The sequence below is a fragment of the Arthrobacter sp. ASL1 genome, assembly GCF_056680475.1.
Genome location: NZ_CM155284.1, coordinates 3322828 through 3338977, shown reverse-complemented (window position 1 = coordinate 3338977; position 16150 = coordinate 3322828). Strand labels below are relative to the sequence as shown.

At 61.8% G+C, this 16150-nt stretch carries 10 protein-coding genes and 1 pseudogene; 4 read left to right on the top strand and 7 right to left on the bottom strand.

The features are described from left to right. Positions 1 to 178 precede the first annotated feature (178 nt). The 7 genes from pth to AC1MEQ_RS15785 form a co-directional block, all read right to left on the bottom strand. Positions 179 to 760 (bottom strand): aminoacyl-tRNA hydrolase, encoded by a 582-nt coding sequence (gene pth, locus AC1MEQ_RS15815; RefSeq protein WP_479792038.1) that lies wholly within the window; start codon positions 758 to 760, stop codon positions 179 to 181. 17 nt (positions 761 to 777) lie between these two features. Continuing rightward, entirely contained in the window at positions 778 to 1404 is a 627-nt protein-coding gene (locus AC1MEQ_RS15810; RefSeq protein WP_479792037.1) for a 50S ribosomal protein L25/general stress protein Ctc, read from the bottom strand. Positions 1405 to 1670: 266 nt separating this feature from the next. After that, positions 1671 to 2651 (bottom strand): ribose-phosphate diphosphokinase, encoded by a 981-nt coding sequence (locus AC1MEQ_RS15805; protein ID WP_479792036.1) that lies wholly within the window; start codon positions 2649 to 2651, stop codon positions 1671 to 1673. Between the two features lie 86 nt (positions 2652 to 2737). After that, positions 2738 to 4192, bottom strand: a complete 1455-nt coding sequence (gene glmU / locus AC1MEQ_RS15800) for a bifunctional UDP-N-acetylglucosamine diphosphorylase/glucosamine-1-phosphate N-acetyltransferase GlmU (RefSeq protein WP_479792035.1) — start codon at positions 4190 to 4192, stop codon at positions 2738 to 2740. Between the two features lie 287 nt (positions 4193 to 4479). Then, positions 4480 to 4959, bottom strand: coding sequence for a TolB-like translocation protein (locus AC1MEQ_RS15795; RefSeq protein ID WP_479792033.1), 480 nt, complete (start codon positions 4957 to 4959; stop codon positions 4480 to 4482). Positions 4960 to 5501: 542 nt separating this feature from the next. After that, complete coding sequence (locus AC1MEQ_RS15790) at positions 5502 to 6692, bottom strand: MFS transporter (protein WP_479792032.1); 1191 nt, start codon at positions 6690 to 6692, stop codon at positions 5502 to 5504. Positions 6693 to 6811: 119 nt separating this feature from the next. Then, positions 6812 to 7558 carry a hypothetical protein gene (locus tag AC1MEQ_RS15785; RefSeq protein WP_479792029.1) on the bottom strand — a complete coding sequence of 249 codons (747 nt, stop codon included), beginning with the start codon at positions 7556 to 7558 and terminating at the stop codon, positions 6812 to 6814. Positions 7559 to 7828: 270 nt separating this feature from the next. On the opposite strand from AC1MEQ_RS15785, the gene AC1MEQ_RS15780 reads away from it, so the two are divergent. From AC1MEQ_RS15780 to AC1MEQ_RS15765, 4 genes and pseudogenes are all read left to right on the top strand, one after another. Then, positions 7829 to 8413, top strand: a complete 585-nt coding sequence (locus AC1MEQ_RS15780; RefSeq protein WP_479792028.1) for an acyltransferase — start codon at positions 7829 to 7831, stop codon at positions 8411 to 8413. 161 nt (positions 8414 to 8574) lie between these two features. Further along, a pseudogene (locus AC1MEQ_RS15775) lies at positions 8575 to 9291 on the top strand (WecB/TagA/CpsF family glycosyltransferase); the annotation flags it as partial. Between the two features lie 225 nt (positions 9292 to 9516). Next, complete coding sequence (locus AC1MEQ_RS15770; RefSeq protein ID WP_479796156.1) at positions 9517 to 11289, top strand: glycosyltransferase family 2 protein; 1773 nt, start codon at positions 9517 to 9519, stop codon at positions 11287 to 11289. A 214-nt stretch (positions 11290 to 11503) separates the two neighbouring features. Then, positions 11504 to 16132 carry a DUF4082 domain-containing protein gene (locus AC1MEQ_RS15765; protein WP_479792027.1) on the top strand — a complete coding sequence of 1543 codons (4629 nt, stop codon included), beginning with the start codon at positions 11504 to 11506 and terminating at the stop codon, positions 16130 to 16132. Positions 16133 to 16150 lie beyond the last annotated feature (18 nt).

Below are 16150 nucleotides of genomic sequence, written 5' to 3'. Positions count from 1 at the left end.
GTGAGTCACGCCTTACCGCGGCAGTGAGCGGACATGAAAAAAGGGACCGGTAGCGGGATGGGGGTGGCCCAGTCTCAGAGGCCGCCCGCTACCGGCCCCGCTTAAGGGAGCCGTAAGGCATGAAGCGATGATATGTGAAATTGTTGTCAAACAAAAATTTCGTTCTTTCGGCTGTGGACTACGCGCCGTGGAACTTCTGCTGGGCGGCCTGCAGGTCTTCGCGGACCAGCAGTTCCGCGGCGTCAGCGGCCCCATCGATGAGGAACGGCAGCTCCTTGCGTTCGGTGGTCCCGAAGTCCCGCAACACGAAATCCGCGGTGTCCATCCGGCCCGGCGGGCGTCCGACCCCCACCCTGACGCGGTAGTAGTCCTTGGTCGACAGGGCCTTCGAGATGTCGCGCAGGCCGTTGTGTCCACCCTCTCCCCCGCCGAGCTTCAGCTTGATCGTGTTGAAGGGAATATCGATTTCGTCATGAATCGCAACAATATGCAGCGGGTCGATATCGAAGAAGCGCGCCAGTCCCGCGACGGGCCCTCCCGAAACGTTCATGTACGTCATCGGTTTGGCCAGGACGACCCGCGGTCCGCCGATGCCCAGACGCCCCTCAAGGACCTGCGCGTTGGATTTGTGCGCCTTGAACGACCCGCCGACGCGACCGGCGAGTTCGTCGAGGACCATGTGGCCCACATTGTGTCTGTTATGGGCGTAGCCGGGCCCGGGATTCCCGAGCCCGGCTACGAGCCAGGTGTTGCTTGCCATCAGGGCAGGAGGTTTCCCTACTCTGCGGAGGCGGCTGCGGCGGGCTTCTCGCCCTCGGCGGCTGCGGTTTCGGTCGCGTCCTCGGTCGAGCCGAGGTCCTGGACCTTCGGCTCGTCGACCGTGGCGATGACGGTGTCGGCGTCGATGAGCAGGGCGGCACCGTTCGGCAGGACCAAGTCGGAGGCCAGCACGTGGTTGCCCACTTCGCGGCCATCGACGTTCACGCTGACCCACTCGGGCAGGTTGGTGGCGTCGGCCTCGAGGGAAACGGTGTAGTGGTCCACGTCCAGGACGGCGCCGGGGGCGATTTCGCCCTCGATGTGCACGGACACGTCGACTGTGACCTTCTCGCCCTTCTTCACGGTCAGCAGGTCGATGTGGTCAACGGTCTGGCGCAGCGCGTGGCGCTGGACGTCCTTGACCAGGGCGAGGTGGGTTTCGCCGTCGACGTCGATGGTCAGCAGTGCGTTGGACACGCGGAGCGCCAGGGTGGCCTCCTGGGCCGGCAGCAGGATGTGCAGCGGCTCGGCACCGTGGCCGTAGATGACTGCGGGGATCTTGAATGCGCGGCGGGCGGTGCGGGCAGCGCCCTTGCCGAAGTCGCTGCGGACCTCTGCGGGCAGGGTGACCTTGTCGTGCGTCATGGGTATCTCCTGGGTGGTGTGGCTGTTGCGGTCTGCCCGGACAGATCGTGGTCCGGACACCGTACGAAGCCGATCCCGCAGGATGGACGCCGTGGGGCGTTGGGCCTTGTCGATCACGGAACCTGCGGATCCTCATCCGGCAGTTCCCTCGCCTGGGCACTGCATCCCAGTTTAGCAGGCCGCAAGCCAACGGCCGACCGGGGACGGGACAGCCCCCAACCCCGCGTGGGGAAGGGGGCTGAGCACCGGCCGTCGTGCTGGTGGGCCTAGGCGTTGCCGTCGAAGAGGCTCGTGACGGAACCGTCCTCGAAGACCTCCTTGATCGCGCGGGCGATCAGGGGGGCAATCGACAGGACGGTGAGCTGCTTGAAGCGCTTGGAGTTCGGGATCGGCAGCGTGTCGGTTACGACCACCTCGCGGGCGCCGGACTCGGAGAGTCGCTGTGCCGCCGGGTCGGAGAACACCGCGTGGGTGGCGGCGATGATGACGTCCTTCGCGCCGGCGTCCTTGAGCACGCGGACGGCCCCCGAGATGGTGCCACCCGTGTCGATCATGTCGTCGATGAGCACGCAGGTGCGTCCCTCAATCTGGCCGACGACGGTCTTGGAGATGGCCTGGTTCGGTACCGTGAGGTCGCGCGACTTGTGCACGAACGCCAGCGGGGCGCCGCCGAGGCGTTCCGCCCATTGTTCGGCGACGCGGACGCGTCCGGTGTCCGGGGAGACGACGGTGACGTTGTCGGCCTCCACCCGGGTGCGGATGTAGTCGGCCAGCAGCGGGATGGCGAACAGGTGGTCGACGGGGCCGTCGAAGAACCCCTGGATCTGCGCGGTGTGCAGGTCAACGCTCATGACGCGGTCGGCGCCGGCCGTCTTGTAGAGGTCCGCGACCAACCGGGCCGAGATCGGCTCACGTCCACGGCCCTTCTTGTCCTGACGGGCGTACGGGTAGAACGGCGAGACGACGGTGATGCGGCGGGCGGAGGCACGCTTCATGGAGTCGATCATGATCAGCTGTTCCATCAGCCAGTTGTTCAGTGGCGCCGGGTGGGCCTGGATGATGAAGACATCCTTGCCGCGCACGCTCTCCCCCGAGCGGACGTAGATCTCGCCGTTGGCGAAATCATAGGCGGACATGGGCAGCAGCTCGGTGTCGAGTGCCGCCGCGATCTCCTCGGCCAGCTCCGGGTGTGCGCGGCCGGATGCCAACACCAGCTTCTTGTCGACGTTGTGGCTCAGTTCGCTCATGTGTTCACTTTCTCACTTGTGAGGGGTTCGTGCGGTCTGGTCGGGGTGGATGGAGCAGTTCGTGGAGTGAGGTAGTGGACTGCCGGTTAGCCCGCGGTGGGGGTGCTCTTCTCGAGGGCGGAGGCGGCGGCCTCCGCGGCGGGGCTGCCAGGACGCTTGGCCGCGGTCCACCCCTCCTTGTTGGCCTGCGGGGCCACGGACAGGGCGAGGGCACCGGCCGGCACGTCCTTGCGGACGATGGCGCCGGCGGCGGTGTAGGCCCCGTCGCCGATGGTGACCGGGGCGATGAACACCGTGTTGGAGCTGGTGCGCACGTGCGAACCGATGGTCGTGCGGTGCTTGTTGACGCCGTCGTAGTTTGCGGTGATGTTGCCGCAGCCGATGTTCGTGTATTCGCCGATCTCTGCGTCACCGGCGTAGCCCAGATGGGAGAGCTTGGAGCCGCGGCCGACGGTGACGTTCTTCGTTTCGTAGAACGCGCCGATCTTGCCGGCCTCCCCGAGGCGGGTCTTCGGGCGCAGGTAGGCGAAGGGGCCGACCGAGGCGCCGGCGCCGATCTCCGAGGAGGTGACGTCGCTGCGCTTGACTTCGGCATTCTGCCCGACATGCGTGTCGACCAGCGTCGTGTCGGGGCCGATGACCGCGCCGGTTCCGATGGCGGTCGAGCCGTGCAGCTGGGTGCCGGGCTTCAGGGTGACGTCCGGGGACAACGCGACGGAGGCGTCGATCCAGGTGGTGTCCGGGTCGATGATGGTGACGCCGGAGCGCATCCACTGTTCAAGGATACGGCGGTTCATTTCCTTGCCGAGCGCGGAGAGCTGGACACGGTCGTTGGCGCCTTCGACCTGCCAGCGGTCGGTGGTGACCACGGCGGCGACGCGTCCGCCGTCACTCCGGGCGATGCCCAGCACGTCGGTCAGGTACATCTCGCCCTGGGCGTTGTCGGTGGTGACGCTGGCCAGGGCATTGCGCAGGACCTCTGCGTCGAAGGCATAGATGCCGGAGTTGACCTCGTTGATGGCGCGCTGGTCGGCGGTGGCGTCCTTGTGCTCAACGATGCCCTCGACGGTGCCGTCGGCGGCGCGGACGATGCGCCCGTAGCCGGCCGGGTCGGCGAGTTCGGCGCTGAGGACGGTGACGGCGTTGCCCTCGGACTCGTGGGCCGTGACCAGTTCGCCGATCAGTTCGGTGGTCAGCAAGGGAACGTCGCCGTAGGTGACGACGATGGTGCCCTCCAGATCGGCCGGAAGCTGTTCGAGGCCGACCTGCACGGCACGGCCGGTGCCGGGGATCTCGTCCTGGTCGGCGATGGTGATGCCCGGCTCGATGTCCAGCAGGTGCTTGACGACGATGTCGCGCTCGAAGCGGACGACGGCAACGAGGCGTTCGGGGTCCAGCCCCTTTGCGGCGGCGATCGCATGGCCGACCATGGAACGGCCACCGATCTCGTGGAGGATCTTCGGCTTCGCCGATTTCATCCTGGTCCCGGCCCCTGCTGCGAGGACGATGACGGCGGCCGGTGTGGTGGCTTCCACGCTCAAGTGTTGAACTCCCTGCGGTGTTGGTGGTTCGGTGCCGACGCATGGCCGGGCGATGTCAGTCTACCGCCGACGCGGCGTTGAACATGAACGACCACATCACCTTGGCGGCACGGAGTCGTCGCGTAGGGACAGCATTCGTTCACCTAACCTGAACTGCGACCGCCAACGAACGCCTTCCCGGGCCCAGGAGCGCCGTTACGCAGATGGTGAGCGTCTGGCAGCCGGACTCTGAGAACAGGATCCACTCACCGAGCCAGAGACATCGAAATCCACCCGAGGTATGGCGGTCAACGTTCGACGGACGGGGACCACGCGTGCTCTATGAACAGCCGAGGTTTTGAGCCTGCCTCAGCTTGGATGCTATAAACATCGCTATCGCCGATAGCACCGCTGCGAGGAGCCCCGAAGAGCAAGGTCTCGTTGTCGAGCCAGTCCAGTTGGTCATCGAAGCCATCCTTGAGTGGGATGACCAACTCCTTGTGGCTTGCCAAATCCAGAACGGCGACGTCCCAGTGGACTGCCCCCAACCCGGCCCTGCGCTTTTTGTAGGCGACGCGCTTGCCATCGGGCGATACAGAGGGGCACTCCGCACTCTCCTGGACGGCTGTAAGGGTCCGGCGGGCGAGGCTTCCCTCCATCAGCCAGGTCTTCTCACCTGACGCAACGGTGACAAAGAAGCGGTTGCCACCAGCGAAGGTCACGCCCCAGACGTTTCTGTCAACCGAGGTCAGTTCCTGCCGGCCGACGAGCATCGTGAATGCTTCCAAGTTTCCAAAATTTCTTCCGTCTTCCGACCTTATCGTCGTTTCCGTGGAAAACGCGTCCCCAGCATAGGAATGGCCCGTCACGAATGCCGTCGTCGCAATGAGTCCGTCCGCAGATACACGTGTACGGCTGGGTACGCCCGGAAGGGGCCACGAATCAACGACGTGCTCGGATGAATTCAACACCTGGGTTTCAAAAGTCGTGGGGATGCCGCGTACGATCCGCATACAGGAAACTATTCCTGCCGCCGCATCAACCCGGTCACACGAGGTGGCCCCGATTTCGCGGGGCCCTTGAGGGTCGCTGGCGGTTACAGAACTCACCATTCCGTATCCGCTACCGGACGCGGTATTCCTGAATAGTATTCGTTGGCCACCCGTCAGGTTCTCCACCACAGACGCTGCTGAAGCTCCGGTATTTCGCTCATGAAATCGTTGGTAGGCCTGGATCGCATAGATGGTTGCCCCGCCAAGCACGAGTACGGCAATCGTCGCCATGATGGCCCAACGCGTCCGTCCAGACACTCGTTGGCTCGCCGGTGTATTCATCGAACTGCTTCCTCCGGGCTGCGCACCGCCACTTTGCGGAGGATCAACCACGCACACGGGATTAGTAGGCATAAGAGCACCGCTGCCCCGATCATGGTTGGAGTCGCCCCAATTACTACCCACAGTAGCCCGAACGCTACGGACGCCACGAGACGCGTAACCGCGACTACGGTTTGGGCTGCTGCAATGCCAGTCGAGGTTGTTCCCTCAGGCGACAGTTGCCCCGCCAGCGCCGCTAAGACGCCGTCTGTCGCCGCATAGAACGTTCCCAGCAGCAATAAGCACATGGCGACCGAGAGAACGCTACCGGCGAAACCCGCGCAGAGATATGCAGCTGCCAAGGCCACATGCCCCAGGACAAAGACCCCGGCACGAGAGGTCCGGTCCGCTATGCGGCCAAGGGGAATTGCCAGGACAAGGAATACGGCATTCGAACCGACAAACAGCAGGGGAAACCAGGTGGTCTGCATTTCACCGTGTTGCATGAGGGCCAGATAAACAAAACCATCGCCAACGGTTACAAGGCCCAGTAGACCAGCGGCGACGAGCAGCAGGCGAAGACGCCCCCTGAATATCGCTTTGATCTGAGGCCGCGACGAATTGCCGGGCACGTAGTCAGCGTCAGACGTCACTCCGGTCCTTGTCGGAATATCGTTCCTGTGGAGCCGAAGATTTGGCACCAACAGACCAAGAACCGCGAAACCTAGGACGGCCGCCGCCAACGAAACCACAAAGACCACTCGATACCCGTCCGGCACAAGTAGTAGAACAACGAATGCCAGTAACGGCCCGATCGTCGCCCCCACGGTATCCAACATCCTGTGCAGTCCGAATGAGCGCGCGAGATGTTCGGGTTGGGATGACTGTTGGATCATCGAGTCCCGGGGGGCTGTCCGGATGCCCTTACCAATGCGGTCGATCCCCACTATTGCCGTGATGCCGGCGAACCCCTGGGCAAACAGAAGGCCAATGCGTGCGATCATCGAGAGCCCATAGCCGGTCAAGGCCACAGGTTTCGGCCGAGCGCTCTTATCGGCCGTGTAGCCCGCAGCAATCCGAACAACGGCGCTCAGACCCTGGTGCAATCCATCAAGCACTCCGTAGGCGACCATCGACAGGCCGAGGGCTCCGGTGATGTAAAGGGGAAGGACTGCCGCGACAGATTCCGATGAAATGTCCGTCAACATGCTGACAATCCCTAGTGCAATTACCGTAGGTGAAGCCTTGAAGGCCACGGAGGTCGCGCGATTGCCGGCTGAATTCTGTCGTCGTGTGGTCCAATCCGAAAGACTCAAATACATCGACGCTACTCATCCACCGTGAATGCACCGGAGACTGAGAATCCGGTTTGACCGGTCGGTAGTTCTCGCACCGTCACGATAGCGGAATCTTGGGCTAGGGCACCGCGGATCGTCCGTGACCCATCGGCCGCCGACCCCTTTGAAGTAATCCAGCCTTTTTTGGCGAAGTCGGCAGCGTAGAAGGATAGAACCGACTTCTCCGATGATGTGGTTCTGGCATCAACTTGCACCAGGAGTCGCTTGGTCTGGGCCGCGAGGGACGAGGATACGACGCTGGCTTTGGGCGGTAGGTTGACCGCCTTTTTCGGGAATCCGTTCACCAACTTCCCCCGGCTGGCCCCGGATTTGGGCATGCTGCTCACGGCGGGGACCCGCTCCTTGGATTTGGGCAGCTTGTGCGGGGTTGGAGTGCTTTTGTCTGGCATCTCCAGTGCCCGCGTCGGCGAAGCTGGGACCTTCTGCCGATCGCTGGACGAGGCAGCCCCTTGTTGACCCTTGGCGTTTGCTGATGCGCTGGGATTCGTTTGCTTGGCCGCGTCCCCTCCCACAGGGCCCTGCTTGCCTTTTGTCGTTCCACTGACCGAGGCAGAGGTGGCGGCAGCCGGTGAATGAGCCGGGGTGGGCGTCACCATTACTTGCGGATTGGCTGTCGGCTCGCCGGAGCTCTTGGTGCCTATATCCAGGACCAAAGCCCCCGCCACAAGGATTGCGGCAACTGCAAAAGCTGCGATGATCCACAGTTTGGATTTCATGAATGTCCGTCCCCCCTTGGCCGGAAGAATTTGGGCTGCGCCGTTCCTTCGTCCAAATGTAGGCTGGCCCCAGCCACGGCGATAGGGTAAGCGCTTCCTGAGAAACCACGTGGTTTTCGCGGCATCCATCACCTCCCTACTCGCTTTACACTCGCTTCTCAGATCACCCGTTGAACCCGATCAGCTCTGCTCATAGCGTGGTTGACAGTCGCCCGTTGGGCGCGGGGAGTCTTAGCGCCAAGTCGGGCGATAACAGGGGGCGGTGGACCAATGGGCCATGTGGAAGCGAGCGCCGACGTCGCGGCGGATGCGAGTGTTGGCGTCGGATCGCATATTTGGCATTTGGCACAGATACGAGAAGGTGCCGTTTTGGGAGCCGGGTGCAACATCGGGCGCGGCGCTTACATCGGACCTCGCGTACGGCTGGGCCAAAATTGCAAAGTCCAAAACTATGCGCTGGTTTACGAGCCGGCCAGGCTCGCGAACGGGGTTTTCGTCGGCCCCGCAGCCGTACTTACTAACGACCTCTTCCCCCGGGCGATCAATCCTGACGGCAGCGCCAAGGGCGCCGATGATTGGGAGCCAGTGGGCGTGACCGTCGGCGAGGGCGCTTCAATAGGCGCCCGAGCGGTCTGCATTGCACCAGTGTCCGTCGGTTCTTGGGCCACAGTGGCCGCCGGCGCGGTGGTGACCAAGGACGTGCCGGCGTACGCGATTGTCGCCGGCGTTCCTGCCAGGCATGCGGGCTGGGTGGGCGAGGCAGGCGTTCCTCTTCAGAAGGACGATGGCTACTGGGCATGCCCGGCAACCGGGAGGCGCTACCTCGAGAAGGCTGGAGTACTCAAACGTGTTTAGGCATCGCCGAAGTGAGTACTCGAATCGTGCTACTTGTCCGTCGACGTCAGCCAGGTTGGAGTCGTCCTGGGCCCATTCATCGTCGACTACCCGACCCCTGGACCTCAGACTCGTCCTGAAGCCACTGGAGGTATAGGCCCTTGTTCTCAGATCATCCGAAAGTGAAACTCGTCGGAATCGTCATCGATCTACTCGACGAAGCCGAAGCGATACGAATAATTACGGAACGTTGCCAGCTGCGGGCGGTTGTACCAAGCTCTGTCGCCCCCCTGGCTGTGGTGTCTGCAAACCTTGACCACATTGCGCAGTTCGGCCGAGGGGGACGATGGCAGGACACTCTGGGCGATTCCCTCCGCCCATCCGGTCCCGCCCCGGGGCACCCCTCGAGTCCGCCTGCTTCCGCCGCAACGGTCGAATGGCTCACACTGTTGGATGGTGCACCGCTCGCTGCCCAGGCTGCACGTCTCACCGACCGGGAATGGCCCCGCTTGGCGGGGAGTGACTTAGTCGGTCCCCTTTTAGATGCAGCGGAGGAGATGGCGTTGTCGGTCGGTTTCCTCGGGGGGTCCTATATCATTCAACGCCTATTATCCCGAACATTGACAAGAATGAGACCCTCACTGAGGGTCGCAGGAATGTGGTCTCCAGACCGATCCGTGTTGGCCGACCACGAGGCCTCTCTCGACTTGGCCCGCACGATCCATGAATCGGGCGCGCAGGTACTCATCGTTGGACTGGGCAAGCCCCGGCAAGAGCTTTGGATGTCACGCTATGGCGCTGATACCGGAGCCGATGTCCTACTGGCTTTTGGCGCCGTCGTTGACTTTCTCGCTGGCGCCATGCGGCGAGCACCCACTTGGGCAAGTCGACGTGGGGTGGAATGGGCGTGGCGTCTGGCCTTGGAACCCCGCCGGCTCGCTCGCCGATATTTGCTCGATGATCCACCCAGTCTGCTCCACCTTCGACGGGACAGTGCTGTCATCCACCCATCCGATATTGGAGGGCTCCCTGCACCGGCCCACCAGGCTGGAACGCCGACGTTAGGGTCCGGTGACGGTACCTTCGTCGGACCTGAGGAAACCGCAGACGTCACGGTCTACATCGTGACCTACAACAACAAGGATTCCTTAGATCCGCTAATGTCCAGCCTTAGGCGCGAGGCCCGTTCAATGCGGCTACGCGTGGTGGTGGCCGACAACGATTCATCGGACGAAACGCTCCGCTCGCTGACTTCCTACCCGGATGCCTACGCGCTATCAACCGGCGGAAATCTCGGATACGCCAGCGGAATAAATGTTGCCAGGCGTGCATCCGGTCCGACGCACACCGTCTTGGTGCTGAACCCCGATCTGGAAGTTCTTCCCGGTTCGATTTCCGCCATGTACCACCGGATCGTCGAATCCGCGGCAGGCGTCGTCGTGCCTCAGCTTTTGGACAGTGACGGATCAACATACGAGTCGCTGAGACGAGAGCCAACCGTGGCGACGGCCTTCGGCGATGCACTATTCGGCGCGAAATTTCCGTCGAGGCCTTCGTGGTTGGCAGAAACCGACTACGCGTCCGAGAGCTACCAGCATGCTCACCGCGTGGACTGGGCCTCCGGTGCCGCTGTGATGGTGCGTGCCGACGTGGCCGACATGCTGGGAGACTGGGATGAGCAGTTCTTTCTGTATTCAGAAGAAGTCGACTACTTCCGGCGGGCGCGCGAGGCCGGAGTCACGATTTGGTACGAACCAGATGCCCGTGTCATCCACCACGGCGGTGGCTCTGGCGCATCCCTGCAGCTTAATGCCCTTCTGGCGGTGAACCGCATCCGGTATATCCGCAAATACCACGATGCCCGATACGCCTGGTGGTTCCGCAATGCAGTAGCCCTCACGGAGGTGCTGCGCTACTACAAGCCCACGCGGCCCCAGATCCTGCGCATCATCATGGATGAATCCAGCTGGGATGCACTGCCTGGGCCCACAGCCACCGAACGAAATGATCACATGCTGGGCAGTTTCCCGACGGGTTCGATCATCATCCCCGCACATAACGAGGAGTCTGTCATCGGCCGGACTCTGGCCAAACTATCCCCCGTTTTGGAAACCGGAAAGGTCGAGGTCATCGTGGCATGCAACGGCTGCAGCGACGATACCGCTCGCATCGCCAAGGCTTTCGACGGTGTGCGGGTACTTGAGACGCGGGCGGCTTCCAAGGTCGCGGCCCTCAACGCCGCTGACGCATCCGCCAGCACCTGGCCACGTCTCTATCTTGATGCTGACATCGACATTAGTCCGACGGCCATACGCATGGTCTTCGAGCGGCTCGCCAATGGCGACGTCCTAGCTGCTCGGCCCGCTTACCGCTACGACATCAGCTCTGCGACCTGGCTAGTGCGCTCGTTCTACCGCGCCCGCAAGCGGATGCCGTCCACGCAGCGTGCGCTCTGGGGTGCCGGAGCATACGCCTTATCAGAATCCGCGCATGCCCGCTTGGGTAGTTTCCCGATAGTCACAGCCGACGACTTATACGTTGACCAGATATTTGGCGTCACGGAAAAGGCCATCGTGCACACGCCTCCAACGCGGGTCATCACTCCACGCACTGTTTCGAGCCTGCTGGCCATCCTGCGTCGGAACTACCGAGGTAAGTCCGAGCTGGGCTTCCTGTCAGCAGAACAGCGTCAGAGGATGCAGATCGATGTCCCTTCCGCAAGGCAGTCATTCCGAGAGCTTCTCGCCGGCGTCAATGGACCCTGGAGTGCCCTTGACGCCGTCATCTACACAAGCCTTGTGGCAAGGGCTCGCCTACTCGCCCGGAGAGGCATCCGGAGTTCGGCACACTCGCCATGGGAGCGAGACGACAGCAGCAGAGAGCCTCTCACCCATTGAACAACACTCGATTTGGCGTCAGGAACTACTTGCTTTGTGGGCGGACCGGCGCCGTACATACTCGACTTATTGGCGCGGGGCGATAGGGCATTGCGACGTCCAAATACCGAACTTAGTCTGATGCGTAGGGCTTGGGTGACGTCGTCGCGCGAAACGACAAATACACGCTGGCACATGGCTTCAAGCACTTGGGAGATCGAAAATGAGTAGTCGCATGCGCACCCGTGGCCACACCTTTGGAGCGACCCGAGCAGCCGTGCGCCGAGTACTGGCGTCGGCATCGGCAGCGGCGTTGCTTATCCCCCTGCTAGCCGCGCCAATCACCTGGGCGGCGGACGCTTGTTCGCCGGGCGCAAATAAGATTGTCTGCGAAAACAGCAAGCCAGGGACGGACCCTGAGATCTGGGATATTTGGGGAGCCGGCGACGAATCAATTCAAGGATTTGCGACCGACATCAGCGTGAACGTAGGGCACAAAATCGACTTCAAAATCGATACAGATGCTTCCAAGTACACAATCGATATCTACCGGACAGGCTGGTATCAAGGGCTCGGTGCGCGGAAGATCGCAAGCGTTGCCCCATCGGCCATTCTCCCGCAGCATCAGCCGGAGTGCCTATCGGATGTCGCCACCGAATTGACTGACTGCGGGACCTGGGCAGTATCGGCCTCCTGGAATGTGCCGAGCACGGCCGTATCAGGCGTCTACATCGCGAAACTGACGCGAACGGATACGGGCCTAGGCAGTCACATAACCTTCATCGTCCGGGACGACAGCAGCAGATCCGACGTAGTGTACCAAACCTCAGATCCCACTTGGCAGGCCTACAACACATACGGTGGCGCAGATTTCTATCAGGGCGCAGCACATGGACGCGCATACAAGATCAGCTACAACCGCCCATTCGCTACCCGGGCGGGCGTTGAGGCCAGGGACTTCTATTTCGGCGCCGAATATCCATTGGTTCGATTCATGGAGCGCAACGGTTACGACGTCAGCTACATTTCCGGCATCGACACCGATCGCCACGGCGACCTGCTGAAGAACCACAAGGTGTTCCTGTCGGTCGGCCACGACGAGTACTGGTCCGGGGCCCAGCGGGCAAACGTCGAAGCCGCCCGCGATGCCGGGGTGAACCTCCAATTCCTCACGGGCAACGAAGTATATTGGCGGACGCGCTACGAACCGTCAAGCACCGATCCCGACACGGGATACAGGACGCTCGTCAGCTACAAGGAGACATGGAGCAATGCCAAGATCGACCCAAGTTCAGAATGGACGGGGACCTGGCGCGATCCACGCTTCTCGCCCCCGAGCCAAGGTGGCGGTAGACCTGAAAACGAACTAACAGGCACTGCATACAGAGTGAATTTCGGTGATCTTCCGGTGACAGTCAACGCACAAGAGGGGAAGCTGCGCCTATGGCGGAACACCCCGCTCGCCACGATGCCATCGGGTACTAGCACTCAGCTGGCCCCGCACACGGTCGGATACGAATCAAATGAACTACTCGACAACGGGTTCCGCCCAGCCGGGCAGTTCCTACTGTCTACGACCACGGGCGAAGCGCCTCAATTGCTGACGGACTTTGGCAACACGATCGTCAGCGGTCAAACCACCCACCACCTGACCATGTATCGGGCCTCAAGCGGGGCGTTGGTCTTTTCCGCGGGGAGCATCCAATGGACGTGGGGACTCGACGCAACCCACGACGGAGACGGCGCTCCAGCTGACCCTCGAATGCAACAGGCCCAGCTCAACCTATTCGCGGATATGGGGGCCCTCCCGACGACGCTCATGAGCGGGCTTACCATGCCTTCCCCTTCCACGGACAAGGCTCCGCCTGTCATTACAGTCACGTCAGGTCCTGCGGATGAGGTAAAGAATGGCTCGATCGTCAACGTGAAGGGAACCGCGACCGACGCCAGTGGCATCGTAGCCGCAGTGGAGTACTCCGTCGATAATGGCAAAACATGGACCCCTGCCGCGGGAACAGCCAATTGGTCGTTCAGCTACACACAATCGGGCATGGCTTCTACGAAACTCCTGATTCGTGGAGTCGATGACAGCGGGAACTACCCCACGCTGGGGTTGGCCGTACCAGTGACCGTTCCAGGTCCGTACAGCGTGTTCGGCCAGACTAGACCTGAGCATCCCGACAGTTGGGACGGTTCTTCGGTCGAATTGGGCCTGCGCTTCACTCCGACGGTTGACGGTCACGTTACCGGCGTCCGCTTCTATAAGAGCATTGACAACGTGGGAGCACACACTGGAACCCTTTGGAGTGCCACAGGCGAGCGGCTGGCCAAGGTGGCCTTCACCGGTGAATCCGAGTCCGGGTGGCAACAGGCACTCTTCGATGAATCCGTCCCCGTGGTGGCCGGCAGCAACTACGTCGTTTCATACTCGGCACCTAAGGGACGGTATTCCGGCGACAATTGGTACTTCGCCTACCGGGGAATCGCGCAACAACCTCTAACCGTTGCCGGCGGATTCGGAGCTGACCCCTCCGGCGTCTACGACACGTCTGGGGGCTTCCCGGCCAGCAGCTACCAGCAGGGCAACTACTACGTCGATGCTCTGTTCCAACCGATGAGTGCCGTACCGCTCCAAGCCACTGGGCAATCGCCGCGCGATACCGCGGTAAGTGTGCCCACGTCCACGGAGATTGCGGCCACGTTGTCGAAACCTGTAGTTTCGAGCAGCGTGAAAATCACCGTCACCACCTCAGCCGGGACGGCTGTCCCAGGTTCAACGAACTACGATGCAACAACGAGAAGGGCAAAGTTCGCTCCTCAGGATCCACTGGCCGAAGGAACGAGCTATACCGCCACCATCGCCGCAGCGGACGATGCCGGGCATACCATCTCGGCCGGAGCCGAATGGTCGTTCCGCTCAGTGCTGCCGACAAGGTCGGCAGGCGACTGCCCATGCGGCATCTACAACGACTCCGATGTTCCCGATATCGGATACATCAACGATAATTCCGTCCTCACACTCGGGACCAGATTCACGACGGACAGGCCCGGCAAGCTCCTAGGCTTGAAATACTATCGGGATGCGTCCAACCCGGGACCACACACCGGTCGTTTGTACACGACGGATGGAACAAAACTGGCCGAGGTCACATTTGGCACTTCGTCCGTTTCCGGTTGGCAATATGCCAAGTTCGACACGCCCGTCGCCATCGCGAGTGGAACCGAATACGTAGCCTCCTACACGACGACCGGCCCCTATTCGGCGACCCTAGGCGCATTTGCAGAAGGCCACGATTTCGGTCCATTGAACACTAAGTGGGAATCCGGCCAGTACAGCTATTCCAACGGGTATCCGTCGGCAACTACGTCAACAAGCTATCTCGTGGACGTCGCCTTCGCACCTGACGCCGTACCCCTGACACTTGCGAAACAGAGTCCAGGGTCCGGTTCCGTCGATGTGGCATTGGACTCGACACCCAGCGCGACTTTCAATTCCGCGCTCAAGGATGGATACACGATGACCGTATCCGCAACGGGAGACGACAACATCGCTGGCAGCACGAGCCGCTCCGATAACGGAAAAACTCTCTCGTTCGTTCCCGCCGAAAATCTTCCAGCAGGAAAAACGATTTCTGTCACCATTGCGGGCCTGGAATCTACGGAAGGCTCTGCTCTCGACTCTGTGACGTGGACGTTCACGACGCTTTCAGCTGATGGCGAACCATCATCTTTCCTGGGATCAACTACTCCGGAAAACCTGACGCCTAATGACTTGAGCCAGATTGAACTCGGTCTGCGACTCAAGACATCGAAGGACATTGAAGTGAGCGCCATCCGGTACTACCGCGCTTCGGATGCTGTCGGGCAGCACACCGGGTCGGTATGGTCTTCGGGTGGTCAGCGACTTGCGACGGTCACGTTCCCCGCTACGACCACCAGTGGTTGGCAAACCGCACCATTGGATGAACCAGTGCTACTCCCTGCCGGAACGGTGTTCACCGTCTCATACTTCGCCCCTCAAGGTGGCTATGTGAGCACTGCTGGCGGGCTGGGGCAGACGGCAGCTGTCGGCGCGCTGACCCTCGAGGGGAACAATGGGGTGTATCGGTATGGCGACGGAGGCACAATGCCTGATTCAAGTTGGAATTCCACCAATTACTTCGCCGACCTGATCTACCACGTTACCGAAACACCGGCCCCACCGTCGTCCACGACGACTACGCAACCCTCGGTAGCTCCGTCTCCTTCGGAAACGCCGACTCCAGCCACATCCCCGTCGGCCACGCCGGCAATTAGCCCGAGTGCCACCACGTCACCTCCGGAAACCAGCAGCGCACCGATAAGCGAGAGCGGTTCGCCCACGAACAGCCCGGCTCCTCCTCCAGCGCTCCCGGCTAACGCGACATCTGTGCTGGGAATGCCTCCAGTTGACGCCGCTGTCACGGGCGACGGCGACTCCGTTGAATTGGGAATGGCCTTCTCAGTGGCCTCACCGGTATCCGCCCAAGGAGTGGCATTCTACAAGTCAACGCTGAACACCGGCCAACACACCGGTTACCTCTACGCATCAGATGGCACGCTTCTCGCGAGTGTGCCATTCAATGGCGAGACTCCCTCGGGATGGGAATTCGCCGCCTTCGACACGCCCGTCGCGCTCGAACCTGGCAACTACACCGTTTCCTACTTGGCCCCGGAAGGCAGGTACAACTACGCCCCCGACTTCGGGTGGGGATCCCTTTCCGCCGCCACGGTGGTCCCTTCGCCTTGGAATGGGCGGTACGCATATGGTAGCGGCGGCTCGATACCAACCGGTTCTTGGAACAACACCAACTACTTCGTCGATGTCATCTACACCGGCGATTAGTACCCCGGAGAGGAACAA